This is a genomic window from Actinomadura violacea, assembly GCF_017573465.1.
Taxonomy (GTDB): domain Bacteria; phylum Actinomycetota; class Actinomycetes; order Streptosporangiales; family Streptosporangiaceae; genus Spirillospora; species Spirillospora violacea.
Genome location: NZ_JAGEPF010000020.1, coordinates 84,836 through 110,063, shown reverse-complemented (window position 1 = coordinate 110,063; position 25,228 = coordinate 84,836). Strand labels below are relative to the sequence as shown.

The 25,228-nt window shown below is 74.4% G+C and carries 19 protein-coding genes; 10 read left to right on the top strand and 9 right to left on the bottom strand.

What is annotated here, in order from left to right; translation table 11 throughout:
* Nucleotides 1–18: 18 nt before the first annotated feature.
* From J4709_RS31345 to J4709_RS31335, 3 genes are all read right to left on the bottom strand, one after another.
* Nucleotides 19–1,002, bottom strand: coding sequence for a hypothetical protein (locus J4709_RS31345; RefSeq protein ID WP_208246033.1), 984 nt, complete (start codon nucleotides 1,000–1,002; stop codon nucleotides 19–21).
* A gap of 137 nt (nucleotides 1,003–1,139) precedes the next feature.
* A complete protein-coding gene (locus J4709_RS31340; RefSeq protein ID WP_208246031.1) occupies nucleotides 1,140–2,555 on the bottom strand; it encodes an MFS transporter in 1,416 nt (471 codons plus the stop codon).
* Nucleotides 2,552–3,760: a M20 metallopeptidase family protein gene (locus tag J4709_RS31335; protein ID WP_208246029.1), complete on the bottom strand. Its 1,209-nt coding sequence runs from the start codon at nucleotides 3,758–3,760 to the stop codon at nucleotides 2,552–2,554. The genes J4709_RS31340 and J4709_RS31335 overlap by 4 nt, the downstream gene beginning before the upstream one ends.
* A 70-nt stretch (nucleotides 3,761–3,830) precedes the next feature.
* On the opposite strand from J4709_RS31335, the gene J4709_RS31330 reads away from it, so the two are divergent.
* From J4709_RS31330 to fdh, 6 genes are all read left to right on the top strand, one after another.
* Nucleotides 3,831–4,919, top strand: a complete 1,089-nt coding sequence (locus J4709_RS31330; protein ID WP_208246026.1) for an Lrp/AsnC family transcriptional regulator — start codon at nucleotides 3,831–3,833, stop codon at nucleotides 4,917–4,919.
* A gap of 123 nt (nucleotides 4,920–5,042) precedes the next feature.
* Nucleotides 5,043–5,615: a MarR family winged helix-turn-helix transcriptional regulator gene (locus J4709_RS55840; RefSeq protein ID WP_208246024.1), complete on the top strand. Its 573-nt coding sequence runs from the start codon at nucleotides 5,043–5,045 to the stop codon at nucleotides 5,613–5,615.
* Between the two features lie 193 nt (nucleotides 5,616–5,808).
* Nucleotides 5,809–7,080 carry a PP2C family protein-serine/threonine phosphatase gene (locus tag J4709_RS31320; protein ID WP_208246022.1) on the top strand — a complete coding sequence of 424 codons (1,272 nt, stop codon included), beginning with the start codon at nucleotides 5,809–5,811 and terminating at the stop codon, nucleotides 7,078–7,080.
* Nucleotides 7,081–7,114: 34 nt separating this feature from the next.
* Complete coding sequence (locus J4709_RS31315) at nucleotides 7,115–7,861, top strand: SCO6745 family protein (protein WP_208246020.1); 747 nt, start codon at nucleotides 7,115–7,117, stop codon at nucleotides 7,859–7,861.
* Nucleotides 7,862–7,983: 122 nt separating this feature from the next.
* Nucleotides 7,984–9,738, top strand: a complete 1,755-nt coding sequence (locus J4709_RS31310; RefSeq protein ID WP_232384304.1) for a hypothetical protein — start codon at nucleotides 7,984–7,986, stop codon at nucleotides 9,736–9,738.
* A gap of 78 nt (nucleotides 9,739–9,816) precedes the next feature.
* A complete protein-coding gene (gene fdh, locus J4709_RS31305; RefSeq protein ID WP_208246017.1) occupies nucleotides 9,817–13,065 on the top strand; it encodes a formate dehydrogenase in 3,249 nt (1,082 codons plus the stop codon).
* Nucleotides 13,066–13,123: 58 nt separating this feature from the next.
* Here the strand turns inward: fdh and selD are convergent, their stop codons facing one another.
* The 3 genes from selD to selA are packed head-to-tail and all read right to left on the bottom strand — an operon-like array spanning nucleotide 13,124 to nucleotide 17,228.
* Nucleotides 13,124–14,125 carry a selenide, water dikinase SelD gene (gene selD, locus J4709_RS31300; protein ID WP_208246015.1) on the bottom strand — a complete coding sequence of 334 codons (1,002 nt, stop codon included), beginning with the start codon at nucleotides 14,123–14,125 and terminating at the stop codon, nucleotides 13,124–13,126.
* Nucleotides 14,122–15,885: a selenocysteine-specific translation elongation factor gene (selB, locus tag J4709_RS31295; protein ID WP_208246014.1), complete on the bottom strand. Its 1,764-nt coding sequence runs from the start codon at nucleotides 15,883–15,885 to the stop codon at nucleotides 14,122–14,124. Before selB ends, selD begins: the two co-directional genes overlap by 4 nt.
* A gap of 2 nt (nucleotides 15,886–15,887) precedes the next feature.
* Nucleotides 15,888–17,228 carry an L-seryl-tRNA(Sec) selenium transferase gene (gene selA / locus J4709_RS31290; RefSeq protein WP_208246012.1) on the bottom strand — a complete coding sequence of 447 codons (1,341 nt, stop codon included), beginning with the start codon at nucleotides 17,226–17,228 and terminating at the stop codon, nucleotides 15,888–15,890.
* Between the two features lie 152 nt (nucleotides 17,229–17,380).
* Here selA and J4709_RS31285 point away from each other — a divergent pair, with 152 nt between their 5' ends.
* The 3 genes from J4709_RS31285 to J4709_RS31275 all read left to right on the top strand — a co-directional run bounded on the left by J4709_RS31285 (nucleotide 17,381) and on the right by J4709_RS31275 (nucleotide 20,225).
* Nucleotides 17,381–17,920 carry a MarR family winged helix-turn-helix transcriptional regulator gene (locus J4709_RS31285; protein WP_208246010.1) on the top strand — a complete coding sequence of 180 codons (540 nt, stop codon included), beginning with the start codon at nucleotides 17,381–17,383 and terminating at the stop codon, nucleotides 17,918–17,920.
* Entirely contained in the window at nucleotides 17,917–18,762 is an 846-nt protein-coding gene (locus J4709_RS31280) for an EamA family transporter (RefSeq protein ID WP_208246007.1), read from the top strand. The genes J4709_RS31285 and J4709_RS31280 overlap by 4 nt, the downstream gene beginning before the upstream one ends.
* Nucleotides 18,763–18,965: 203 nt before the next feature.
* Nucleotides 18,966–20,225, top strand: a complete 1,260-nt coding sequence (locus tag J4709_RS31275) for a PucR family transcriptional regulator (protein WP_232384302.1) — start codon at nucleotides 18,966–18,968, stop codon at nucleotides 20,223–20,225.
* 10 nt (nucleotides 20,226–20,235) lie between these two features.
* On the opposite strand, the gene J4709_RS31270 is transcribed toward J4709_RS31275, so the two are convergent.
* From J4709_RS31270 to J4709_RS31260, 3 genes are all read right to left on the bottom strand, one after another.
* Nucleotides 20,236–21,996, bottom strand: coding sequence for a fatty acyl-AMP ligase (locus J4709_RS31270; protein WP_208246006.1), 1,761 nt, complete (start codon nucleotides 21,994–21,996; stop codon nucleotides 20,236–20,238).
* Between the two features lie 32 nt (nucleotides 21,997–22,028).
* Nucleotides 22,029–23,036, bottom strand: coding sequence for an acyl-CoA desaturase (locus J4709_RS31265; RefSeq protein ID WP_208246004.1), 1,008 nt, complete (start codon nucleotides 23,034–23,036; stop codon nucleotides 22,029–22,031).
* 103 nt (nucleotides 23,037–23,139) lie between these two features.
* Nucleotides 23,140–24,411, bottom strand: a complete 1,272-nt coding sequence (locus tag J4709_RS31260) for a lipase family protein (RefSeq protein ID WP_208246002.1) — start codon at nucleotides 24,409–24,411, stop codon at nucleotides 23,140–23,142.
* Between the two features lie 173 nt (nucleotides 24,412–24,584).
* Here J4709_RS31260 and J4709_RS31255 point away from each other — a divergent pair, with 173 nt between their 5' ends.
* On the top strand, nucleotides 24,585–25,199 hold the full coding sequence (locus J4709_RS31255) for a MarR family winged helix-turn-helix transcriptional regulator (protein ID WP_208246000.1): 615 nt from the start codon (nucleotides 24,585–24,587) through the stop codon (nucleotides 25,197–25,199).
* Nucleotides 25,200–25,228 lie beyond the last annotated feature (29 nt).

The following is a 25,228-nucleotide window of genomic DNA, read 5'->3' as shown; positions in this document are numbered from 1 at the left end:
TTCCCTCCTCGGTTCGCCTCAGATCCCCGGCAGCCGCTTGAGCACGCCGCCGATCAACTCTCGGCCTGCACGCACGGACTTCCTGGTCAGCGCCCCCACGAGCTCCCCCGCCGCCAGATCGTCCGGCCGTTCCCGGGGCTCGCGTTCACTCCGCCGCCCTTCCTGGTCCCTGTGGTCGCGCCGGTCTCGGCGATCGTGCTCGCGCTCGTCTCGCGGCTTACGCTCCTCTCGCCGCTCGCGCGCGTCCGGCCGCCCGCGCAGGCTCGGTCGCTCGTCTTCGTCCCAGTGGTCCCGCCGGTCCCGATGGCCGCGCTCGTGCCGCCGCTCGGGTTCGTCCAAGGGCCCCTGCCGATCTCGCCGCTCGTGCTGGTCCCGCGGCTCGCGTTCAACTCGCCGCCCGCGCAGGTCCGGCCATTCGTCGTGGTCCCAGGGGTCGCGCCAGTCGTGCTCGGCTCGCCGGTCGCGTTCGCGCCTGGGGTCGCGGTCGTCCCGGGGCTCGCGCGGGTCCGGCCGTCGACGCTGGGTCCGGTATTCGGGCGGGCGGGGCGCGGGGCCGGAGTCGCGGCCCACGTGGGGGCGGCGGGGCAGGCGCTGGGCGTCGGGGTCGCCGCGGGGACGTGCCGGTTCGGCGCGCGGCAGGGCGCGGCCGGTGTCCGGGCCCTCGACGGCGCGGGCCGCCTCCCTGGCGCCGTCCCCCGCGCGGGCGAGGAGTTCGGGGTTGGCGTCCACCGTCGTCAGCACGCGGTCGATGATCTGCGCGACGTTGTCGAGCCGCACCTTGAGCAGGGCCTGCGCCTCCACGCCGCGGAGGGTGAGGTTGACGCGGCCGAGCGAGACGTCCGCGCCGACGCCGAGGGAGAGCACGTCGAGGACGGCGGCGTGCAGCGACACCCCGGCCTGCAGCTCGTCGACCTCGATCTCGACCTCGTCGACCTTGACGACGGGGACGTCGAGCAGGACGTCGGGTTCCTCGCCGGCCGCGCCGCCGGACGGCTGGTTCATGGCTTCTCCTCGGGTGCGCGCGTGCGGCCGTTCCGGTGTCCCCTTACCGGCCTGCACTGCGCGTACCCTCGGCTCCGCCCGGTTTTGCCCGGATATGGCGATGAGATGCCGCCGTCATTCCCTGCCCGGACGCGGCGTCACGTCTCGCGCTTGCGGGCGGCGACCGCGAGCAGCGCCGCCAGCAGTGCGAACGCGGCGCCGATCAGCCAGACTGCGACGTAGCCGCCCTCGCTGGGGTCGTCGCGTCCGGCGGGGGCGGCGAGCAGCGTGCCGAACAGGCCGCCGGCGACCGCGCCGCCGACCGTCTTGACGTTGTTGTAGACGGCGGTGGCGACGCCCGTCCGGGACGGGTCGGACGCCTCGGCGATCACCGTGGGCATCGCGCCGAGCGCGGTGCCCATCCCAAGGCCCATCACGGTCAGCTCGGCGATCACCTGCCAGAGCGCGGCGTGCGCCGCGGCGAACGCGACGAACCCGGTGCCGACCAGCAGGAACGAGCCGATCAGCGCGCCGCGGTAGCCGATCCGCCCGGCGATCCGGGCGGTGCACGCGGAGCCGGCGATGCTGGCGACCATCGCGGGCAGCATCGCCAGCGCGATCGACAGCGAGGAGAGCCCGAAGCCGTAGCCGGCCTTGTCCGGGTCGGTGGCGAAGAAGGTGGAGTTCGGGGACTGGCCGCCGAAGTAGACGACGCCGAACGCGAACGAGGCGAAGTAGAACGGCGCGACGTGCCGTCCGGCCATGGCGCGCAGGTCCACGAGGGGTTCGGCGGTGCGCAGCTCGACGAACGCCCAGACGCCGAGCAGCACCAGGCCCAGCAGCGCGGGGACGAGGACGCGGCCGCTCAGCCAGCCGTGGTCGCCGGCCGCGGACACCCCGGCGAGCAGGCCGAGGACGGCGAGGCCCAGCAGCACGACGCCCGGCCAGTCGACCCGTCCGGTCGCGCGGCTCACCGACTCGGGGATCGCGACCATCGACACCGCGACGCAGGCGAGCGCGAGCACGGCGGGGACGGCGAGGGCGAGCCGGACGTCGCCGAAGACCTTGCCGGCGATGCCCATGCCGAGTCCGCCGAGCAGGCCGCCGAGGGTCAGCGCGCCGACGAGCCGGGCGATCGCGCGGCGGGCGAGGCCGACGGGGAGCCGGTCGCGGACGAGCGCGATCTCCAGCGGCATCAGCGCGACCAGCGGGCCCTGCAGCAGCCGTCCCACCAGCAGCACCGGGAAGGCGGGGGCGACGGCGCACAGCACGGAGCCGGCGGCGACGCAGGCCAGCGCGATCCGCAGCATCCGGCGGTGCCCGTACAGGTCGCCGAGCCGGCCCATCGCGGGCGCGCAGACGGCCGCCGACAGCAGCTGGACGGAGACGACCAGCGCGACGGCGGAGTCGGAGACGCCGAAGGTGTCGCCGATGCTCGGCAGGATCGGCGCGATCCCCGCCTGCAGGAACCCGCTGACCAGCTCGAACAGGACGAGCAGGCCGACCACGGCGGTGACCGAGCGCACCGGCGGCGCCGCGCCCTCATCGGTCGCGGCGCCGGCGGCGGCCGTCACGCGTCCCCCAGGCGGCGCACGGCGAACTCGGTCAGCAGCGCGGCCGCGTCGGGCAGGACGGCGTCGTCGTAGGCGGCCTGCGGGGAGTGGTTCATCGGCGCGGTGGCGGGATCGCGGTCGGGCGGGCAGGCGCCGAGGCCGATGAACGCGCCGGGGACCTGCTGGAGGACGAACGAGAAGTCCTCGGACCCGGCCATCGGGCGCGGGACGTCGAAGACGCGGGTGTCCCCGAACAGCTCGCGGGCGGTGCCGAGCGCGAACGCGGCCTCGCCGGCGGCGTTGACGGTGACGGGGTACTGCTCGACGTAGTCGATGTCGGCCTCGACGCCGTGGGCGGCGGCGATCCCGCGCACGGTCCGCTCCACGCCCGCGCGGACCCTGCGGTGCGCGTCCTCGGAGAACGACCGGACGGTGACGTCCATCGACGCGGTCTCGGGGATGACGTTCCCGGCCGTCCCGGCGTGGATCGAGCCGACGGTGACGACGGCGGGGTCGAAGATGTCCAGTTCGCGGGTGACCATCGTCTGGAGGGCGCCGACCATCGCGGCGAGCGCGGGCACGGGGTCCTTGGCGGCGTGCGGGGACGAGCCGTGCCCGCCCTGGCCGCGGACGACGACGTGCACCGCGTCGGACGCGGCCATCGCCGTCCCGCCGCGGCTGACGACGGTGCCCTGCGGCAGCGCGGTGGAGAACACGTGCAGGGCGTAGGCGGCGACGGCGCGCCCGCCGGCCGCGTCCAGCACGCCCTCGTCGATCATGATCTTGGCGCCGCCCATGCCCTCCTCGCCGGGCTGGAACATCAGCACGACGTCGCCGGGGAGCTCGGCGCGGCGGGCGGCGAGCAGCTTCGCGGCGCCGACGAGGCCTGCGACGTGCAGGTCGTGCCCGCAGGCGTGCATGCGCCCGGGGATCGCCGAGGCGTAGTCGAGGCCGGTGTCCTCCTGGACGGGCAGCGCGTCCATGTCGCCGCGCAGCAGCACGGCGGGCCGGGTCCCGTCCGGACGGGACGCGCCGCCGCGCAGCACCGCGGTGACCGAGCTGAGGCCCTTGCCAGTGGTGATCTCCAGCGGCAGCCCGTCCAGCGCGGCCAGCACCTTCTCCTGGGTGCGCGGCAGGTCGAGGCCGAGCTCGGGCTCGCGGTGCAGGGCGCGGCGCAGCTCGGTCAGTTCTTCTCGCAGGTCAGCGGCATCGTCACAGACAGACATGGGGGTATGGTGCGGAGTCGAACCCTTTCCACCCGGCTTCTGCCGGTATCCACCGTGAGAGCCGCGCCGCATGCCGACATCGACCACCCTCGACGAGCTGGACCACATGCTCGTCACCGCCCTGCAGACCGCGCCGCGGGCCGACTGGCGGCGCATCGGCGCGGCGCTCGGCGTGGACGCCTCCACCGCCGCGCGCCGCTGGGCACGGCTGACCGGCGCCGGGCTGGCCTGGCTGTCCTGCTTCCCGGTGGCGGTCGAGTGGATCACCCCGGTGGTCGCGTTCATCGAGATCGACTGCGTGCCGGGGCGGCTGCACGAGGTGGCCGCGGCGCTCGCCGAGGACCCGCACGTGTTCAATCTGGAGCACGTCACCGGCGGCCGGGACCTGCTGATGACCGTGGTGCTGCGCGACAACGCCGAGCTCGCCCGCTACGTCGGGTTCCGGCTCGGCCGGCTGGACGGCGTCGCCGCGACCCGCACCCAGCTCGCCACCACCCTGCACTCCGAGGGCAGCCGGTGGCGGCTCGACCGGCTCGACAAGGAGCAGCGCGACCTACTGCTGCACGACCGGCCGCGGGGCGAGGGCGACTGGGCGCTGCGCGCGGAGGACCGGCGGCTCGCGCGGCTGCTCGGCGAGGACTGCCGGCAGCCGGTGGCGCGGCTCGCCGAGCGCACCGGTCTCAGCCCGACCACGGTGCGCCGCCGCCTCGACCGGATGCACCGGGGCGGCGCGCTGATGTACCGCTGCGAGGTCGCGCGGTTCCTGTCCGGCTGGCCGGTGAGCGTGTACCTGTGGGGCAGCGCGCCGCCGGACGAGGTGGCGCGGCTCGCGGCCCTGCTCGCCGGGCTGCGCGAGACCCGGATGTGCGCCTCTCTGACCGGCTCGGACAACGTGCTGTTCGTGGTGTGGCTGCGGTCGGTGGAGCGCGTCCAGTCTTTCGAGACGGCGCTGCGGCGGCGCTTCCCGGAGCTGACGATCACCGACCGGGCGGTCGCGCTGTGGCAGATGAAGCTCGCCGGGCAGCTGCTGGACCCGCAGGGCCGGCACCTGCGCACCGTGCCGTTCTGGACGTGGGACGACCCGGGCGCCGAGAGCGCGCTCGGCGACCTGGTGTCGCGGCTGCGGGCGGGCCCGGGCCCGTCGGCCGCCGCCCCCTGACGGGCGTCGTCGTTTATCGTTGTCTACCGTCTGCGACGCGCCCCGTCCCGCCCCACCGCGGCGGACGCGCGAGACGGTGCCGCGGGTGCCGAGGCCAGGGAACTCGATCGGAAAGGCGGGGGCGTGACTCAGCGACGACCGCGGCTCTCGGCCGACGACCCGGCGGGCGCGGCGGAGCCGGCGGGCGCGGAGCCGGCGGGCGGCGATCCGGCGGGCGGCGGAGCCGGCGAGGTGCCGGACGACGTCACCGCCGCCGTGGAGCGGGTGCTGAGCGCCGCCGCGCTGCTGTGGAGCCGCGCCGACCAGGGCCTGGAGCCGGCGGTGTCGCCGATCCAGCTGCGCGCCGTGGAGGCGATCGCCCGGTTCGGCACGCCGAACCTCGGCCGGCTCGCCGAGGAGCTCGGCGCGATCCCCTCGTCCGCGAGCCGGCTGTGCGACCGGCTGGAGGCGGCCGGGCTCGTGGTGCGCGAGAGCGCGGTCGCGGACCGGCGGGAGATCATCGTCCGGCTGAGCAAGCAGGGCGAGCGGCTGTACTCGGAGCTGACCCGGCGCCGCCGCGCGGCGGTGCGGGAGGTGCTGGCGCAGCTGTCGCCGGGGTCCCGGGGGCGGCTGATCGACGCGCTCACCGAGTTCGACCTGGCCCGCGAGCGGCAGGACGCGGGCGCCTCCGAGGCGCTCGGCTCGCGGACCGCCTGACCCGCCGGCGCGCGGCCCCACCCGTCCCCCGCGGGATTCCGGAAGGAATTCGGGTGCTCCTCGACATCAAGTATTTGCCATGTGGCAAGCTTTTTGACAGTCTTCCCCTGCGGTTCCCCGTCCCGGGCCGGACGGTCCGCGGAGGAACCATGCCCCGGGAGCGGACGGCCCGGACCACAGAGATGGGGACGCAATGAGCACGCACGGCCGCGCGGCCGAGGTCGAACGGGCGCTGCGCACCGCCCCCGCGCATGCGCTCCCGGAGACGCTGACCGCCGTCCTCGGACGGGAGCTCCCGCGGATCCGCCGGGCGCGGCTGCTGGTGAACGACTACCACTCGCGCGTCCTGCTGCCGGTCGAGCCGTTCCTCCCGGTCCCGGCGCGGCCGGCGGGAGGGGAGCCGGCCGCGCCGATCTGGATCCGGGGCTCGGCGGCGGGACGCGCGTTCGTCTCCCGGCGGGCCGTCGTCGCCCCCGGCCCGGCGGAGCGCCCCGGGCCGCCGGACGGCGCCGGTGCGGCGGACGGCGACGGCGCCGGTGCGGCGGTGTTCGTCCCGGTCACGGCGCGGGGCGAGCGGCTCGGCGTGCTGGAGTTCGAGACGTCCGGCGGCGCCTGGGACGACGCCGGGCTGACCGCGCTGGAGGAGATCGGCGCGCTGTTCGGCTCGGCGCTGCGGGTCGCGTGGAACCACACCGACCGGTACGAGCGGGCCCGCCGCAGCCAGCGGCTCACGCTGGCCGCCGAGCTGCAGTGGCAGTTACTGCCCGGGCACGCCTGCGCCGGGGACGGCTACAGCCTCGCCGGGCACCTGGAGCCCGCCTACTCGATCGGCGGCGACAACTTCGACTGGTCCGCCGAGCACGACCATCTCGCGCTGACCGTCACCAACGGCTCGGGCACCGGCATCCAGGCGGCGCTGCTGACGTCGCTGACGGTCGGGGCGCTGCGCAACGCGCGCCGCTCCGGCGCCGACATCGGCGAGCAGGCGAGCCTCGCCAACGACATGGTGCACGTCCGCTACGGCGGCCGGGAGTTCACCGAGACGCTGGTGATGCGGATCGACCTGGCCGACGGCGTGGTGCACGTCATCGACGCGGGTTCGCCGCGGATCCTGCGGCTGCGCGGCGCCGAGGTGACCCGGATCCCGCTGGAGCAGCAGCTGCCGCTCGGCATGTTCCCCGACACCGAGTACCGGCCGCAGCGGTTCCGGCTGGAGCCCGGCGACCGGCTGGTCATCGTCAGCGACGGGGTGTTCTCCGCGCGGTCGGCGCGCGGCGAGTTCGGCACGCACGCGCTGGAGCAGGCGACCCGGCGCAGCCGCCTGCAGGACGCGGCGGAGGTGCCGCTGACCCTCGTCACCGAGCTGATCGAGCACCACGAGGGCGCCGATCTCGCCGACGACGCGGTGGTGGTCTGCCTGGACTGGCACCGCCCCGGCGCGCGGCCCGCCGCCGAACGGGAGTAACCTCCCGCTTACCGAGCCGAGCGGAGGAGGCGCGATGAGCGGGCTGTACGCGATGGAGACCGTGCGGGCGGCCGACGGGATCATCCACGACGTGGGCGCGGCGTGGATGCTCGACCCGGCGACCCCGGAGCGCGGCGAGCAGGTCGGCTATGACAACCCGTTCGCCTTCTACTTCGCGGGCCGCGGCGGCGTCCTCGGGGACGTGGACGCCGGCGTGGTGTCGGCCGCGATGGGCTGGTTCCCGCCGCAGGTCGTCCGGCTGTTCTGGGACGAGGGCGTCGCGGTCGCCGGGGCGCGCGAGGCCGCCCGGCGGTACACGGCGACGTGCGCGGAATGGGGCCGCGAGCACGTCGGCGACGCCGGCGGCGAGCGGCTCTGCGAGCTGGCCGGACGGGTCGTCGACGCGGCCGAGGGGTCCGGGCTGCCGCTGTTCTGCGGCTGGCGGGCCGAGCCGCTGCCGGACGACGTCCCGGCCCGCACCGCGCAGCTGGTGCACGTGCTGCGGGAGTGGCGGGGCGCACTGCACCTGGTCGCGACGACGGCGGCCGGGCTCGCGCCGCTGGAGGCCGTGCTCGCCGGCTCCGACGAGGGCCGCGCGCGCTTCCTCGGCTGGCGCGGCGACCTCCCGGACTGCTCCGCGCTCAAGGGCCGCTGGGCCGAGGCGGAGGAGACCACCGACCGGCTGGCCGCCGCCGTGTACGAGCGGGCGCTGTCGCCCGCCGAGCGCGCCGAGTACGCCGAGCTGATCCGCGCGGTCGGCGCCGCGTCGCTCGGCCGGTAGGCGCTTTTTTATCGCCGGAAGCACAAGAACGGCCCGGCGATTGTGGCGGTGGACGACTGTCGCGGCGGCCGAACGGCGTTCATTGTTGCCCCGTATCCGTTCGCGTCCGGAAGGAGAACGCGATGGGGCGACCACCCCACCCCCTCGTTCGCCGCCCCTCGCGCCGGCTCGGCGGGCTCCCTGGGCTCGCCGTGCTGGGCGCGTCGGCGCTCGTCGCCGCCGCGGTGCTGCCCGTCCACGCCGGTGCCGCCGCCGCGTCCGACCGGGTCGAGACGCCGGTCGCCACGGGGTCGCCCGTCACCGGCGTCGCCGAGTCCATGGTGCGGGTGCGGATCCCGCTGCCGTCCTCGGCGGGCCCGCACCCGGCGGCCTGCGACTGGCTGTCCTACCTGCGCTTCCGTGACGCCAAGGGTCCGGCGGCGTCGGCTTCGGCCGACCGTATCCTCGTCGCGCAGCCCGGGATCCTGGAGGGCGCGGGCGCCTTCGACAGCGTCGCCCGCAACACCGTCGCGGCCGCCGCGAAGAACGGCAGGCACATCGAGTTCTGGGCACTCGACCGCCGCTCCAACTGCCTGGAGGACCACACCGGCGTCCAGGCCGGGCTCGCCGCGAAGGACGTCCACCTCGCCGTCGATTACTACTACCGGCACAAAGAAGCCGACGGCCGGAAGTTCGCCGGGTACCAGTCCAACGACCAGGTGAAATGGCTGCAGAACGTCGGGCTGGAGCAGACCGTCCGCGACCAGTACGACCTCATGCGCCACGAACTGCCGGACCAGAAGGCCCGCAAGCAGAAGATGCTCTGCGGCGGCCATTCCCTCGGCGGCATCCTGACCGCGTTCTTCGCCGAATGGGACTTCGACGGGAACCATTCCACCACCGGCGACGCCGGCTACAACCAGTGCTCCGGGTACTTCGCGCTCGACACCCGCATCAGCACGAGCCTGCCCGGCATGGACGGCCAGATCCCGACCGACCTGGTGCCGCTGCTGAAGTTCGGCGCGGGCGCCGTCCAGGCCGGACTGGAGAGCGGCGTCGTCCCCCGCGCGCTCTCGGCTCCGGCGCTGATCAACACCGAGACGATGAACCTGCTGTCCATCGCGGGCCTCGCCGCCGACGTCGCCCCGGGCGGTCTGTCCGACCTCGCGACCTACGTGCCGTCCTCGTTCAACACCGACACGACGTACCGGATGCTGTTCTCCAAGGACTACCCGACGTTCGTGAAGGGCTCCCCGTCGGTGAAGGACTTCCGCTTCACCAACGCGGCGGCGCTCGGCGGCCTCCTCGACGACAACTCCGAGCCGCTGGCGTTCATGCAGGCCAGCGTCGGGTTCTGGGACGGCGGGAGGATCGTCGACAAGGAGTTCCCGGCGCCCAACGACCTCGACGCGATCGGGCTCGGCGGCCTCGCGCAGCTGCTCGGCCCCGACAAGAAGGCCATCCCGGACGAGCCGAACGGCCCGCTCTACACCTGGCGGAACTACGACCAGGTCGGCGCCGGCGTGCCCGCGTCCAAGGACGGCACCCCGTTCACGTCCGCCGCCAAGGAGGTCACCGACATCGGCGAACTGGCCCGCAGCCTCGCCGAGCAGCCCCTCGACTTCACCGAGCACTACTTCCCGACCAAGATGGTCACCGACATCGCGCTGGCGACGGCCCCCGGCATCGCCGACGACGCCGTCCACACCAACGGCCCCACGGCGAACCCGATCATCAACCTGGAGGCCGGTGACGGGCTCGGCGGCCGCGACCCGCAGCCCGGCGACGTCATCGCCCCCGGCTACCAGCACATCGACGTGCTCACCGCGTCCGCGAAGCAGAACGACGGCAGGCCCGAGATCGTCTCCACGAGCCTCGCCGCCTTCGCCGGCAGGTGACCCGCCCGCGCCCCGCACCCCGTGTTTCGGGGTGCGGGGCGCGGGTACGAGGCGGCCCGACGAGGTGAGGGGGTCGGGATGGGCGTCCGCCAGTGGATCGGATCGTGGCCGGTGTACCGCCAGGTCACCGGGGACGACCCGCTGGGCCGCGGCGCCGCCGCCAAGAGCGGCGTGAGCGAGCGGCTCGCGCCACGGGTGAGCACCGCCGACCAGGTCGTCAAGTCCGTCTGCCCGTACTGCGCGGTCGGCTGCGGCCAGAACGTGTACGTCAAGGACGACAAGGTCGTCCAGATCGAGGGCGACCCCGACTCCCCCGTCAGCCGCGGCCGGCTCTGCCCGAAGGGGTCCGCGAGCCTCCAGCTGACGACCGGCTCGGCGCGCGAGCGGCACGTGCTCTACCGCCGTCCGCACGGCACCGAATGGGAGCGCCTCGACCTCGACACCGCCATGGACATGATCGCCGACCGCGTCATCGCGGCGCGGCGCGACGGCTGGCAGTGGGAGCAGGACGGCAACCGGACGCGGCGTACCCTCGGGTTCGCCAGCCTCGGCGGCGCCACCCTCGACAACGAAGAGAACTACCTGATCAAGAAGCTCTTCACCGCGCTCGGCGCCGTACAGATCGAGAACCAGGCCCGCATTTGACACTCGTCCACCGTTCCCAGTCTGGGAACCTCGTTCGGACGCGGCGGCGCGACCACCTTCCAGCAGGACCTGCAGAACTCCGACTGCATCGTCGTCCAGGGCTCGAACATGGCCGAGTGCCATCCGGTCGGGTTCCAGTGGGTGATGGAGGCGAAGGCGCGCGGGGCCAAGCTGGTGCACGTCGACCCGCGGTTCACCCGCACCAGCGCGCTCGCGGACGTGCACGTCCCGCTGCGCGCCGGCAGTGACATCGCGTTCCTCGGCGGGATCGTCAACCACGTCCTGCGGAACGAGAAGTACTTCCGCGAGTACGTGCTGGAGTACACCAACGCGTCGGTGATCCTGAACGAGGACTTCCGCGACACCGAGGACCTCGACGGCGTGTTCTCCGGCCTGGACCCGAACGGGCGCTGCTACACCCCGGACAGCTGGCGGTACGAGGGCCTGGAGATGCAGGCCGCGGCCGGCCAGCGCGACATGGAGTACGACGCGCGCGTCGAGACGGCGACGTCGGGACACGCCGAGGCGACCGGCTCCGGCGGCACGGCGCTCGGCGAGGGCGACCCGAACCGCGACCCGTCGCTGCAGCACCCGAAGTGCGTGTTCCAGGTGCTCAAGCGGCACTTCTCCCGCTACACGCCGGAGATGGTGGAGCGGATCTGCGGCGTGCCGCGCGACCAGTTCCTGCAGGTCTGCGACCTGGTCACGGAGAACTCCGGACGGGACCGCACCACCGCGTTCGCGTACGCGGTGGGGTGGACGCAGCACACCGTCGGCGTCCAGTACATCCGGACGGCGGCGATCCTGCAGACGCTGCTCGGCAACATCGGCCGTCCTGGCGGCGGCATCCTCGCGCTGCGCGGCCACGCCTCCATCCAGGGCTCGACCGACATCCCGACGCTGTTCAACCTGCTGCCCGGGTACATCCCGATGCCGGTCGCCCACGCCAACGAGGACCTGGACGCGTTCATCGCCGCGGAGGCCGCCAAGAAGGGCTTCTGGGGCGAGATGCGCTCCTACTTCGTCAGCCTGATGAAGGCCTACTTCGGCGACGCGGCGACCGACGGCAACGACTACTGCTTCGACTACCTGCCGCGGCTCACCGGTTCGCACAGCACGTACGAGACGGTGATGGCCCAGATCAACGGCACCTGCAAGGGCTACTTCCTGCTCGGCGAGAACCCGGCCGTCGGGTCCGCGAACGCGAAGATGCAGCGGCTCGGGATGGCGAACCTCGACTGGCTCGTCGTCCGCGACTTCTCCCTCATCGAGTCGGCGACGTGGTGGAAGGACGGCCCGGAGATCGAGACCGGGGAGATGCGCACCGAGGACATCGGCACCGAGGTGTTCTTCATGCCGGCCGCCGCGCACACCGAGAAGGACGGCAGCTTCACCAACACCCAGCGGATGCTGCAGTGGCACCACAAGGCGGTCGAACCGCCCGGCGAAGCGCGCAGCGAGCTGTGGTTCACCTACCATCTCGGCCGGATCATCCGCGCCAAGCTCGCCGGCTCGTCCGACGAGATGGACCGGCCCGTCCTCGACCTGACCTGGGACTACCCGGTGGAGAGCGGCACCGCCGAGCCGGACGCCGAGGCGGTCCTCGCCGAGATCAACGGCCGCGACGCCGACGGGAACCCGCTGTCGTCCTACACCGAGTTGAAGGAGGACGGCTCCACCGCCTGCGGCTGCTGGATCTACGCCGGTTGCTACGCCGACGGCGTGAACCAGCCGGCCCGCCGCAAGCCCGGCAAGGACCAGAGCTGGGTGGCGCCCGAATGGGGCTGGGCGTGGCCGATGAACCGCCGCATCCTGTACAACCGGGCGTCCGCCGACCCCGACGGCAACCCGTGGAGCGACCGGAAGGCGCTCGTCTGGTGGGACGCCGAGAAGGGCGAATGGACGGGCCACGACGTGCCCGACTTCGTCGCGGACAAGGCGCCCGACTACAAGCCGCCGCACGGCTCCACCGGCGCCGACGCCCTCGCCGGCAACGACCCGTTCATCATGCAGGCCGACGGGAAGGCGTGGCTGTACGTCCCCGCCGGGCTCATGGACGGCCCGCTGCCCACGCACTACGAGCCGCAGGAGTCGCCGTTCGAGAACCTGCTGTACAAGCAGCGGCGCAACCCCGTCCGGCACCTCATCGACCCGCATCCCGCGAACCTCTACGAGCCCAGCGGCGACAGTCCCGGCGCGGCGGTGTTCCCCTTCGTCACGACGACGTACCGGCTCACCGAGCATCACACGGCGGGCGGCATGTCGCGCTGGCAGCCGTACCTGGCGGAGCTGCAACCGGAGTTCTTCTGCGAGGTGTCGCCGGAGCTCGCGGCCGAACGCGACCTGGAGCACAGCGGCTGGGCCACCATCGTCAGCGCGCGCGGCGTCATCGAGGCCCGCGTCATGGTGACCGACCGGCTGACCCCGCTCGCGATGGACGGCCGTGTCCTGCACCAGATCGGCCTGCCCTACCACTGGGGCTCCAACGGCTACAGCCGCGGCGACTCCGCCAACGAGCTGCTCCACCTCGCCCTGGACCCGAACTCCCACATCCAGGAGGCCAAGGCGATCGCCTGCGACATCCGGCCGGGCCGCCGCCCCCGCGGCGAAGCGGCCCTCGCCCTGGTCCGCTCCTACCGCGACCGAGCCGGCATCACCGACCGAACCGGCACCGAAGCCTGACGTCGACTTGCGGCGTGTCGGCCTTATGAAGCGCTCCATAAGGCCGACACGCCGCAAGTCAACGGATGAGGAGGGGGTGGTCGGTGGCGGGGATCAGTTCGCCGATCACGGGCTGGTCCGGGAGTTCGGCGGCGACCAGGAGGCCGCCGGAGGTCTGGGCGTCGGCGAGGAGGAGGCGGTCCTCCTCGGAGGCGGCGCCGAAGTCGGTGTGCGGGGCGACCCAGTCGAGGTTGCGGCGGGTGCCGCCGCTGACGTAGCCGTCGCGGACGGCGTCGCGGGCGCCGTCCAGGTAGGGGACGGCGGCGGCGTCGACGACGGCGGTGACGCCGGACGCGCGGGCGAGCTTGTAGAGGTGGCCGAGCAGGCCGAAGCCCGTCACATCGGTGGCGCACTCTGCGCCGGCGGCGAGCGCGGCGGCGCAGGCGTCCCGGTTGAGGGCGGCCATGGACGCGACGGCGTGCGGGAAGACCTCGCCGGTCGCCTTGTGCCGGCTGTTCAGGACGCCGACGCCGAGCGGCTTGGTCAGGGTGAGCGGCGTCCCGGGCTTGCCGGTGTCGTTGCGGAGCAGCCGGGCCGGGTCGGCGACACCGGTGACGGCCATGCCGTACTTGGGTTCGGGGTCGTCGACGCTGTGGCCGCCGCCGACGTGGCAGCCCGCCGAGGCGGCGACGTCCAGGCCGCCGCGCAGCACCTCGCGGGCCAGGTCGAACGGGAGGACGCCGCGGGGCCAGGCGAGCAGGTTCACCGCGACGAGCGGGCGGCCGCCGACGGCGTACACGTCGGACAGGGCGTTCGCGGCGGCGATGCGGCCCCAGTCGTACGGGTCGTCGACGACGGGGGTGAAGAAGTCGGCGGTGGCGACGACGGCGGGGCCGCCCGGCCCGTCGGGGAGGGTGACGACGGCGGCGTCGTCACCGGTGTCGAGGCCGATGAGCAGTTCGCCGTTCGGGTCGGCGGGGGCGGCGGCGAGGCCGGCGACGACCTCCTCCAGCTCGCCGGGCGGGATCTTGCAGGCGCAGCCGCCGCCGTGCGCGTACTGGGTCAGCCGCTTGGAACTCATGGGGTCCTTTCGGTGCAGCGCCGGCGCAGGTCGTCCACGCGGACGGTGAGGCCTTGCTCGTCGAGGTGCTCCAGCAGCGGGACGGCGACGCGGCGGGTGGTGCCGAGCGCGCGGCGCGCCTCGCTGAGGGTGAACGGCGGGTCGAGCTTCGCGAGCAGTTCGGCGGCGCGGGTGTCGGCGCCGGGGAGCAGGACGATCCCGTCGGCGACCCTGAGCAGCGCGCCGCTCGCGGCGGCGGCGGCGATCAGCTTCGGGGTCAGGCCGAGTTCGGCGAGCCGGCCCGCGTCGGGCGCGTTGAACGGGGCGCCGGCGAGGTCGCGGCGGACGGCGTCGACGGCCCGCCGGACGTGCGGCGGCAGTTCGGGGCCGGTGGCGGTGCCGTAGAGGCGGCCGTCGCGGCGGTGCAGCCCGGTGGCGAGGGCCTCGACGAGGGCGCGGTCGGGCAGGCCGAGGGCGCGGCGGGCGGCCTCGGCGGGCAGCCCGGGGTCGGTCGGGTGCTCCTTCGCGTGCTGCTCGACGGCGCCGTGGAGACGACGGCGCAGGTCGTCCCAGTGGCCGGGGTCGGCGAGCCAGTCCCCCGCGACGGGTTCGGACGGCGGCGGCACGCCCATCGCGACCAGGTCGGCGCGGCGGACGAGCCCGCGGCGGCGCAGTTCGGCGGCGCCGTCGGGGCGGGCGCCCATCGCGGCCAGCTCGCGGGCCCGCGCGGCGGCGGCGCCGCGCCGGGCGAACGGCCCGGGCCGCACGTCGAGGACCGCGACCCCAGCCGGGACGCGGTGCCGGCCGGGGTCGCGCAGCAGGGCGGCGTCCCCGGCGCGCAGCGGCAGCGGCCGTTCCAGCGCGAGCCGCGCGGTGTCCTCGCCGAGGGCGCGGACGCGCACCGGGACGGCCGCCGAGCCGATGTGCAGGACGAGGTACCGCGGCAGGTCGCGGGCGGGGTCGCCGTGCAGCCGGACGTCGATCAGCTCGGTGGGGAGCCAGCGTCCGGGGGTCAGCAGCGCGTCGCCGCGGCGGATCGCGTCCGTGCCGCCGTGCACGTTGACGGCGACGCGGGCGACGGCCCCGACCTCGTCGCGCCGCTCCTTGAGGCTCTGCAGCCCGCGGACCCGGACGGTCTCGCCGCCGACCGCGAGCCGGTCGCCGACGCGGACCGTCCCGGCGCCGAGCGTGCCGGTCACGACCGTGCCGCGGCCCTGGACGGTGAAGACGCGGTCGGCCCAGAGCCGCACGTCGGCGGCCCGGTCGGGTTCGGGGAGCGCGGCGGCGAGGTCGCGCAGCGCGGCGCGCAGGTCGCCGAGGCCCTGCCCGGTGGCGCCGCTGACCTCGACCGCGGCGACCTCGCCGAGGGACGTCGCGGCGATCCGCTCCAGCGCCTCGCCGCGGACGCGGGCGATGGTCGCGGCGTCGGCGAGGTCGCGGCGGGTGACGGCCAGCAGCCCGTGCCGGACGCCGAGCGCGCCGAGCACCGCGAGGTGCTCCTGCGACTGCCGCTGCCAGCCCTGGTCGGCGGCGACGACGAACAGCGCGGCGGGCACGGGCCCGACCCCGGCGAGCATGGTCGCGACGAACCGCTCGTGGCCGGGGACGTCGACGAAGGCGAGGGGCCCGCCGCCGGGGAGGTCCGTCCAGGCGAAGCCGAGCTCGATGGTGAGGCCGCGGCGCCGCTCCTCCTCCAGCCGGTCGGGCTCCATCCCGGTCAGCGCGCGGACCAGCGTGGACTTGCCGTGGTCGACGTGCCCGGCGGTCGCGACGACGTGCATGCTCACCGTCCTTCCGTGGCCGCGGCCACCGCGGCGGCGACGGCGTCGTCCGCGCCGGGCGGGACGGCGCGCAGGTCGAGCAGGCAGCGGCCGTCCTCGACGCGGCCCATCACGGCGGGCGCGCCCTGCCGCAGCCGCGCGGCGTACGGCTCGGGCAGCGACACCGCCGCGCTCGGCAGGACGACGCCGGGCGCGCCGCCGCCGCCGACCGCGGCCTCGCTGTCGACGGCCGCGGCGTCGACACCGGCCTCGTGCAGGCGCCGGGCCAGCCGCCGCGCGCGCTCCCGCAGCACCTCCACATCGGCATGCAGCGCCTCGTCCGTCGGCGTGCGGGGGCCGCGGACGGTCGCCTCCAGCGCGGCGAGCGTCAGCTTGTCGACGCGCAGCGCGCGCGCCAGCGGATGCCGGGACAGCCGCCGCACGTACTCCTCCTTGCCCAGGACGAGCCCGCACTGCGGGCCGCCGAGCAGCTTGTCGCCGCTCGCGGTCACCAGGTCGGCGCCCGCCTTCAGCCAGGTGGCCGCGTCGGGCTCGTCGGGCAGCAGCGGCTCGGGTCCGAGCAGGCCGGAGCCGATGTCGGCGACGACCGGGACGCCGAGCCCGGCCAGTTCCGCGACGCCGGCCGCGCGGGTGAAGCCGGTGACGCGGAAGTTCGACGGGTGCACCTTGAGGATGAAGCCGGTGTCCGGGCCGACCGCCGCCGCGTAGTCGTCCGGCGAGGTCCGGTTGGTGGTGCCGACCTCGCGGAGCCGGGCGCCGGTCGCGGCGAGCAGCTCCGGGATGCGGAAGCCGTCGCCGATCTCCACCATCTCGCCGCGGCTGATCACGATCTCGCGGCCGCCGCCGGCGAGCGCCGTCGCGGCCAGCACCAGCGCCGCCGCGCCGTTGTTGACCGCGTGCGCCGCCTCCGCCGCCGGGACCGCGTCCAGCAGCGCGGCCAGCGCGGACCGGCCGCGGCGCGCCCGCGCGCCGGTCGCGAGGTCGAGTTCGACGTCGGTCGCGCCGGACGCGACGAGCATCGCCTCGCGCGCGGCGTCCGACAGCGGCGCGCGCCCGAGGTTGGTGTGCAGCAGCACGCCGGTCGCGTTGAGCACGGGCCGCAGCCCGGCCGCGGTGCCCGGCAGCGCTTCGGCCGCCGTGTCCGCGACCGAGCCCACCGGGATCTCGCCCGCCCGCGCGCGGCGCTGCGCCGCGACCACCGCCGCCTTCACCACCCCGCGCCCGAGCCGCGCCGCCGCCTCCGCGAGCCGCGGGTCGGCGAGCAGCGCGTCCGTGCGCGGGATGCGCCGCCGCCCGTCCGGCTCGCCCGGCGGCGCCGGAACCGGCGCGGGTCCACGATCCATGCGGCGACCTCCGTTGCGAGCGGCGCCGCGGAGCTCCGGGGCGGCGCACGAGACCAGCAGGGGCTACCCGTCAGGATCGCACGCCAAACGGTCCGGCCCGAGGCCCGCCCGCAGGGGTTGCACGGGCCGCCGGCGCTTGTTATGCATGAGTCATGCATGATCGCCTCGCCAACCTGCTCGGCGCCGCCTCGCTGGCCGTCACCGACCTCGCGGTGGGCGGCGCGACCCGGGCCGCCGGGGTCAGCGCGAGCGGCGCCGGCGCCCTGGTCGTGCTCGCGCACGCGCCCGGCCTCGGCGTCACCGAGCTGGGCCGCCGCGTCGGCCTCACCCAGTCGGCCGCCGCCCGCATGCTGGACGGCCTGGAGGCCGCCGGGCTCGCCCGGCGCGACCGCGGCCCCGGCCGCGGGGTCGAGGTGCGGTTGACCCCGGCCGGCGAGGAGGCGGTGGACGCGGTGCTCGCAGCGCGCGGCGCGCCGCTCGCCACCGCCCTCGCCGCCCTCGACGCGGACGAGCGCGACAGCCTCGCCGCCCTGCTCGGCAAGCTCCTGACCGGCCTGTACGCCGAGATAGGCGACGCGGAGTCCATGTGCCGCCTATGCGACCGCGGATGCTGCACCGACGGCGCCGTCTGTCCCGTCGGGCAGGCGGAACGCGACGCCGCCGGCGGCGAGACGGCCGCGGATGCGCCGTGACGGGCGCCCTGCTCGCGCTCGGGTCGGCGCTCTGCTACGGCATCGCCGATGTCGCGGGCGGGCTGCTGTCGCGGCGAGCGGATTTCCGCACGGTCGCGTTCCTCGGCCAGGTCGGCGGGCTGGCGTGCGCGGTCGTCGCGGCCCTTTTCGTCCCCGTGCGCGAATTGGCGTGGCAGGACATCGCGTGGGGGTTCGCGTCCGGAGTGGGGACCGGAATCGCGATGGTGTTCCTCTACCGGGGAATCAGCCGGGGAACGATGAGCGTGGTCGTCCCGGTCAGCGCCGTCGGCGGCGTCGCGCTTCCCGTACTGGTGGGCGTGGCCTTTCTCGGCGACCGGCCCTCCCTCATGGCCTGGACGGGAATCGCGGTCGTCCTGCCCGCCCTGTGGCTGGTCTCCCGGTCGCGCTCGGACGAGCGGGACCGGGCCCGGTCGGCGATCGTCAACGGGCTCGTCGCGAGCGCCGGGATCGGCGTGCAGTACCTGGCCCTCGCGCAGGCCGGCGACGACGCGGGCCTGTGGCCGGTCGCGGCCGGACGCGTGGCGGCCGTCCTGACGATCGCGCCGATGCTCGCGCGCTCGCGCCCGCTTCGGTTCCCCGAGGCTCGGACCACGGTGTACGCGCTCGTGACGGGTGCCGTCGCCGCGGCGGCGCTCGCGCTCTACCTGCTGGCCACCGCCCGGCAGCTGGTGGTGATCGCGGTGGTGCTGTCGTCGCTGTACCCGGTGGTGCCGGTGCTGTGGGGCGTGACCGCGCTGCGCGAACGGCTGTCGGCCGGCCAGGTGGCCGGGCTGGTGGCCGCAGGCGCGGCCGTGCTCCTCCTCACGCTGCCCCCGCCGTAGCGACCGTTTCCGCGAAATGTGACAAGGCGCCGCGGCACTTCTTGTGTTCTCTTGCCCGGAAGGCATTGGCCTTCGTATTTCGCTGCGCGAAATCAATCCGTCCCGTACCAAAGCCCGGGCCGGCTTGTCACTCCTGTGAGTGTCGCGCGGGACGCGGGATACCTAGCCTGGCGGCCCGGGTGTCCGCTCACGGAGGTGACACTTTGACAGAGCTGTACGAAGGGTCGGCCGAGACCGACGATCTGTCGGCGCAGCCCTGGCGCGACGTCCCGCGCGAGGAGGCCCGGTGGATGCGGCCCCACCTGCCGGACCTGGTCGACACGATGGTCGAGGGGGTGCTGCGCAACGTCCCCGAGTACGCCCGGCCCGACGACCCCGTCTACACCGACGTGATCCGCGGCGCCGTGGCGCAGGGCATGGGGCACTTCGTGCAGATGATCGCCGACCCGGACACGCCCTGGCAGGAGGTCCACCAGGTCTTCTTCGACATCGGCTACGGCGAGGCCGTCGAGGGGCGCAGCCTGGAGCACCTGCAGAACGCGCTGCGCGTCGCGTCCCGGACGGCCTGGCGGTACCTGTCGCGGGAGGCCGAGCGGCTGAAGAAGCCGCGCGAGCTGGCGATCGCGCTGACCGAGGTGAACTTCGCCTACCTGGACCTGCTCGCCTCCGCCGCCGCACAGGGGTACGCGCGGGCGCGGGAGAAGGCGGCGGGCGAGCGGGAGCAGCGCCGCGGCCGGCTGCTCAGCCTGCTGCTTTCGCACCCGCCGGCGCCGCGCGAGATCGTCGTGGAGCAGGCCGGGCTCGCGGGCTGGGCGCTGCCGGAGCGGATCGCGGTGATCGTGCTGGACCCGCGGCCCGGCAGCGGCGGCGAGGGCCCGGCGGGGCTGCCGCCGTTCCTGCTCAGCGGCGTCGACCGGGGCCGCCCGTGCCTGGTGATGCCCGACCCCGACCGGCCCGGCGGCGCCGACCGGCTCACCGCGACCGTCTCCGGCTGGACGGGCGCGATCGGCCCGTCGGTGCCGCTGGAGGAGGCCGGGGTGTCCCTGCACTGGGCGCACCGGGCCCTCGACCTGATGGCCGCCGGACGGCTCGGCGCCGCCGCTGACCCCGCCGGCGCGGCGCCCGGGCGGCTCGTCCGCGCGGACCACCACCTGCCCGAGCTGCTGCTGCAGGAGGGCTGGACGCTCGCGGAGGCGACGGCGCAGCGCCGGCTCGCGCCGCTCACCGAGCTCGGCCCGCACCGCGGCGGCCGGCTGGCGATGACGCTGCTCGAATGCCTCAAGCACGGGTTCAACGCCACCGACGCCGCCGAGGCGCTGTGCGTGCACCCGCAGACCGTCCGGTACCGGCTCGCGCAGCTGCACGACCTGTTCGACTACGACATCGAGGATCCGGCGCTGCGGCTGGAGCTGATGCTGCTGCTCCCCGTCTGGCTGCGCGACGCAGGCGACGGGGAGCAGTGACGGCCGCGCCCTAGTCCTCCCGGGCGGGGACGGTGACGTACGGCAGCGTCCGGTCGAGGTAGGCCTTCCGGCACGCGGACCGGGCGATCTTGCCGCTGCTGGTGCGCGGGATGCCGCCCGGCTCGATCAGCACGAAGTCGTGGACGCGCAGGTCGTGCTGCTGCTTCACGGCGGTCCGCACGGCCTGCGCGACCTCGTCCACGTCCAGCAGCGCGATCGGCACGCGGCGGTTCCGCTCGGCGACGACGACCAGGCCCTCGGTGTCATCGACGTCCACCGACACCGCCGCGGTGTACTCGCGGCGGACGCCCTTGTGCGCGTTGGACACGGTGAACTCGATGTCCTGCGGGTAGTGGTTGCGGCCGTCGACGATGACGAGGTCCTTGATCCGGCCGGTGACGAACAGCTCGCCGCCGTGCCGGACGCCGAGGTCGCCGGTGCGCAGCCACGGCCCGCGCGGCAGGTCACCGATGTTGCCGGCGAGTTCGGCCTCGAACGTCTCCTTGCTGGCCTCGGGACGTCCCCAGTAGCCGGCCGCGACGTTCGGGCCGTGCACCCAGATCTCGCCGACCGAGCCGTCCGCCTTCTGCACGCCCGTGTCGGCGTCGACGATGATCGTGTGCTGGCCGAAGGACGTGCCGCACGCGATCAGCTGGATCGCGCCGGGCGCGTCGGCGGCGCAGGGCTCGGCGGTGCCGCGGCGCAGCGCCTCGTGGTCGAACGCGGCGCGGGTCGGCTCGCGGAACCGCGACGACGCCGACACGTACACGGTCGCCTCGGCGAGCCCGTACGCGCACACCTGCGCCTCCGGCTTGAGCCCGCAGTCCTTGAACGCCTCGTAGAACCCGGTGAGGGTGCTCTCCCGGATCGGCTCGGCGCCGTTCATGAACACCTGCACGCCGCTGAGGTCGAGCTTGGCCTTCTCCTCCTCGGTGACCTGCGCGGTGAGGTACTCGTAGGCGAAGTTCGGGCCGCCGGTGAACGCGTGCTTCTGCTTGCTGAGCAGCTCCAGCCACCGGACCGGCCGCATCACGAACGCGACCGGGTCCATGATCACGCCCGGGTTGCCGTAGACGAGCGGCAGCGCGACCGTGGTGACCAGGCCCATGTCGTGGAAGACCGGCAGCCAGTTCACGCCGGACGACTCGCGCGGGATGCCCTCGAACGTCCGCCACAGCTGCTCGGCGTTGGTCGCGAAGTTCCCGTGCGTGATGATCACACCGGCCGGGGTGCGGGTCGACCCGGACGTGTACTGCAGGTAGGCGACGTCGTCGGGGTCGATCGGCTCGGGGATCCAGTCCAGCGCGCCGTCCACCTCGTCCGCCACGATGATCTCGGCGGGCTCGCGGACGCCGTCGCCGGCGAGGAACGTGCGGACGGCCGGCAGCGACGCGCTCGTGGTGATGACGACGTCGGGCTCGGCGTCCTGGTAGACGGCGAGCAGCCGGTCGCCGTGCCCCGGCAGGTCCGGGGAGAACAGCGGGACGCCGATGACGCGGGCGTACATCGCGCCGAGGAACCCGGTGACGTAGTGCAGGTCCTGCGGGGCGAGCAGCGCGACGCGCCGCCCCGGCGAGGTGGCGCGGCGGATCGCCGCGGCGGTCGCGCGGGCGCGCCGGTCCAGCTCGCCCCAGGTGACGTCGGTGGCGACGCCGTCCGGGTCGGCCATGTAGTCCATGAACGTGTAGGCCCGGTCGTCGGGGAAGTCCTTGGCGAACCGGGCGAGCCGCTCGATCAGCGGGGTGCGGTCGAGGGCGGGGAGGTCGGTCATGCTCACAAAGCTCCTGGTACGGGAGGGACGAGTCAGGAGGAGACGGCGTCGGCGGCGGCCGGCTCCGCGGCCGCCGGTTCCGCGGCGGGCCCGCCGCGGCGGACGCGGCGGCCTTCGAGGCGCTCGTAGTCGGGCCAGCGGACGTCCCAGGCCCAGCCGAGCTTCTCGAACAGCCAGATCACGCGGGCGCTGATGTCGATCTGGCCCTTCAGCACCCCGTGCCGGGCGCAGGTCGGGTCGGCGTGGTGCAGGTTGTGCCAGGACTCGCCGAACGACGGGATGGCCAGCCACCACACGTTGCGGGCCTTGTCGCGGGTCTTGAAGTCCTCCTTGCCGAACACGTGGCAGATGGAGTTGATGGAGAACGTGATGTGGTCGCCGACGAACACCCGCATCACCCCGGCCCAGAACAGCGCGGTGACCGCGCCGTGCCAGGACTGCGTGAGCAGCGCGCCGAGCCCCATCGGGACGAGGAACGTCGACAGCACGATCAGCGCGTAGACGGGGTCGAGGGACAGGAACCGGATGTCCTTGTCCTTCAGCAGGTCGGGCGCGTACTTGCTGCGGGACGTGCGCTCCTTGCTGAACAGCCAGCCCATGTGCGCGTGGTACAGCCCCTTGGTGAGGCCCCACACGCCCGGCCCGTACGCCCACGGCGAGTGCGGGTCGCCGTCCTGGTCGGAGTACTTGTGGTGGCGGCGGTGGTCGGCGACCCAGCGGATCACCGAGCCGTGCATGGCCTGCCCGCCGAGGATCGCCAGGGCGATCCGCAGCCACCGCTTGGCCTTGAACCCGCCGTGCGTGAAGTGCCGGTGGTAGCCGACCGTGATCCCGATGGCGTTCAGCGGGTACAGGAAGGCGAAGATCGCGATGTCCGACCAGCCGATCCCCCATCCCCACAGGAACGGGACGGTGCACAGCAGCCCGATGACCGGCCCGACCACGAACACCACGACCGCGATGCGCTCGGGGATCGGGACGGTGCCGGAGATGTCGGGCTGCGGGGTTCTGCTGCCGGCGTCGGCGACACCCGCTGTCATTGCGGACTCCTTAGAGACATGAGTGCGGAGGAGGGACATGAGTGCGGAGGCCCCGCCCGCCGGTCCCGGGCGGCGGCCCGGTCCCCGCGGGCGGGGCGGTGGTTCAGCAGTTGCCCTGCGCGGGCTTGCCGGCGAACCGGTCGCCCAGGAAGTTCGTCACGTCCCCGGCGGCGCCCCAGTCGGTGGACAGGTGCTCGGTCGGGTAGGTGTTCTTCCAGGTCGTGTTGATGCCGGCCGAGCAGTAGGCGGCGTGGGTGCCGTCCTCGGTCTCGTGCGGGATGATCTCCTCGAGCCAGCCGCGGTACTGGAAGACCGGGAAGCCGATCTTGTACTTGGCGTTCGAGGACGGCGTGCCGATGTCGACGCCGAGCTTCTGCCGGTCGACGATGTCGCCCCAGCTCGTGCCGTCCGGTCCCTTGAGGGCGTAGATCTGGTCGAGGGACAGGCCCTGCGTGGAGAAGTTCTCGGCCTTCGCGCCGAGGAACACCGCGAGCGTCCCGTACAGGCAGTTGGACTTCACGTCCTTGATCGCCTGCCGGCCCTTGTCGTTCATCAGGTCGTCGAACGGCATCTCGGGGTGCGCGGCGTGCAGGCCGACCAGCGCGTCGGCGAGGAACCCGGCGAACAGGCTGCCGTTCAGCTGCTTGGCGGTCAGCTTCAGGTCGCCGGGCACGCCGCCCGCCGCCGCGCCGACGACCTTCAGCTCCGGCGCGTACGACGCGGCGAGCTGCGCGCCCCACAGCGCGGCGGCGCCGCCCTCGGAGTAGCCGGAGATGCCGACGTCGCCGTCCGCCTTGAGCGTGCCGCCGGGGATCTGCCGGGACGTGCGGACGATGTCGAGCAGCGCGTGCCCCGCGTTCGCGCCGACCATGTAGGTGTGCACCTGGCCGTCGAGGTAGCCGACGCCGTCGGTGGCGGCGACCGCGTACCCGGCCTTGAGCATGAGCTGCAGGTTGCCGCCCTCGTACATGTCGACGTACTGGCCGGCGAGCTGCTTGGAGAACGCGCACTGCAGGCCGGAGCCGAGCGTGCCGGGGTTGAAGGCGACGGTCGGGCGCGACCCGGCGCCCTTCCAGTCGGCGTCCGGCACCGCGACGGTCCCGGACACGGCGATCTTCTGCCCCTTGGCGTCGGTCGAGACGTACCTGACCTTCCAGGCGTGCATCGGCACGTCGCCGGGGATGTTGGTCAGCTTCGCCGGACGGCAGGCGAGCAGGTCTCCCGGGTTCCCGGTCACCGCGCCGGGGGCCGCGTAGATCTGCGCGTCCGTGGCGTCGCAGCCCGGCGGCGCGGCCCCGGCCTGCGGCGCGGTCAGCACCGGCGCGGCCAGGGCGGCCCCCAGTGCCGCCGTGGTGAGCAGGGTCCGAAGTCGCATTCCTCGCTCCAGGGGTGGGTCCGGAAAGTGAACGCTGATGACTGTCCCCCACGGGCGGCGCGGCGCGGAATGAAGATGCGTCACAGGGTCGGTCGGCCTTATTAGCAACCAAGTCAAAAACGGCGGGTTAGGGTGAACGCCAGGTGACGTCCGGGTACGGGGTAAGAACGCACATGGCAGAACGAAGTACCGAGCCTCCTGAGCCGTCCCGCGGCGCCCGCGGGCGCACCGGCGGGGACGGGCCCGCTCAGGAGGCCGGACTCGCCGAGGCCGAAGAGGTCACGACGGCGGTGATGGCGGCGTCCCGGCTGCTGATGGCGGTCTCCGCGCGGGCGCTGGCGTCCATCGACGACTCGCTGACGCTGCCGCAGCTGCGCACGCTGATGGTGCTGGCCGGCTACGGGCCGGTGAAGATGGCGCTGCTGGCGGCGACGCTCGGGGTGAACCCGTCGAACGCGATGCGGATGGTGGACCGGCTGGAGTCGGTCGAGCTGGTGGACCGGCGCACCAACCCGGCCAACCGGCGCGAGGTGCTGCTCAGCCTCACCGACCGGGGCTGCGACCTGGTGCGCCGGGTCGCGTCGCGGCGCGGCGCGGAGGTCGGCGCGCTGGTGTCGCGGCTCGCCGAGGAGGAGCGGGCGGCGCTGGTGTCGGCGCTGCGCTCGCTGACCGCGGTGGCCGACGACCTGGCGGTGGACCCGTTCGAGGAGGTCCGCCGGGTCGGCGGGCTGGTCGACGACCCGCTCGGGCTGTCCGGCCCGGGCGTGCGCCGGGCCCGCTCCCGCTGACCCGCCCGCTGTCCCTCAAGCGCCCGCCA

What these genes read in the sequence shown, in the direction of transcription:
- J4709_RS31345 (WP_208246033.1), bottom strand. Translation starts at nt 1,002, where the DNA reads ATGAACCAGCCGTCCGGCGGCGCGGCCGGCGAGGAACCCGACGTCCTG.
- J4709_RS31335 (WP_208246029.1), bottom strand. Translation starts at nt 3,760, where the DNA reads ATGTCTGTCTGTGACGATGCCGCTGACCTGCGAGAAGAACTGACCGAG.
- J4709_RS31330 (WP_208246026.1), top strand. Translation starts at nt 3,831, where the DNA reads ATGCCGACATCGACCACCCTCGACGAGCTGGACCACATGCTCGTCACC.
- J4709_RS31320 (WP_208246022.1), top strand. Translation starts at nt 5,809, where the DNA reads ATGAGCACGCACGGCCGCGCGGCCGAGGTCGAACGGGCGCTGCGCACC.
- J4709_RS31315 (WP_208246020.1), top strand. Translation starts at nt 7,115, where the DNA reads ATGAGCGGGCTGTACGCGATGGAGACCGTGCGGGCGGCCGACGGGATC.
- J4709_RS31310 (WP_232384304.1), top strand. Translation starts at nt 7,984, where the DNA reads ATGGGGCGACCACCCCACCCCCTCGTTCGCCGCCCCTCGCGCCGGCTC.
- selD (WP_208246015.1), bottom strand. Translation starts at nt 14,125, where the DNA reads ATGAGTTCCAAGCGGCTGACCCAGTACGCGCACGGCGGCGGCTGCGCC.
- selB (WP_208246014.1), bottom strand. Translation starts at nt 15,885, where the DNA reads ATGCACGTCGTCGCGACCGCCGGGCACGTCGACCACGGCAAGTCCACG.
- selA (WP_208246012.1), bottom strand. Translation starts at nt 17,228, where the DNA reads ATGGATCGTGGACCCGCGCCGGTTCCGGCGCCGCCGGGCGAGCCGGAC.
- J4709_RS31285 (WP_208246010.1), top strand. Translation starts at nt 17,381, where the DNA reads ATGCATGATCGCCTCGCCAACCTGCTCGGCGCCGCCTCGCTGGCCGTC.
- J4709_RS31270 (WP_208246006.1), bottom strand. Translation starts at nt 21,996, where the DNA reads ATGACCGACCTCCCCGCCCTCGACCGCACCCCGCTGATCGAGCGGCTC.
- J4709_RS31265 (WP_208246004.1), bottom strand. Translation starts at nt 23,036, where the DNA reads ATGACAGCGGGTGTCGCCGACGCCGGCAGCAGAACCCCGCAGCCCGAC.
- J4709_RS31260 (WP_208246002.1), bottom strand. Translation starts at nt 24,411, where the DNA reads ATGCGACTTCGGACCCTGCTCACCACGGCGGCACTGGGGGCCGCCCTG.
- J4709_RS31255 (WP_208246000.1), top strand. Translation starts at nt 24,585, where the DNA reads ATGGCAGAACGAAGTACCGAGCCTCCTGAGCCGTCCCGCGGCGCCCGC.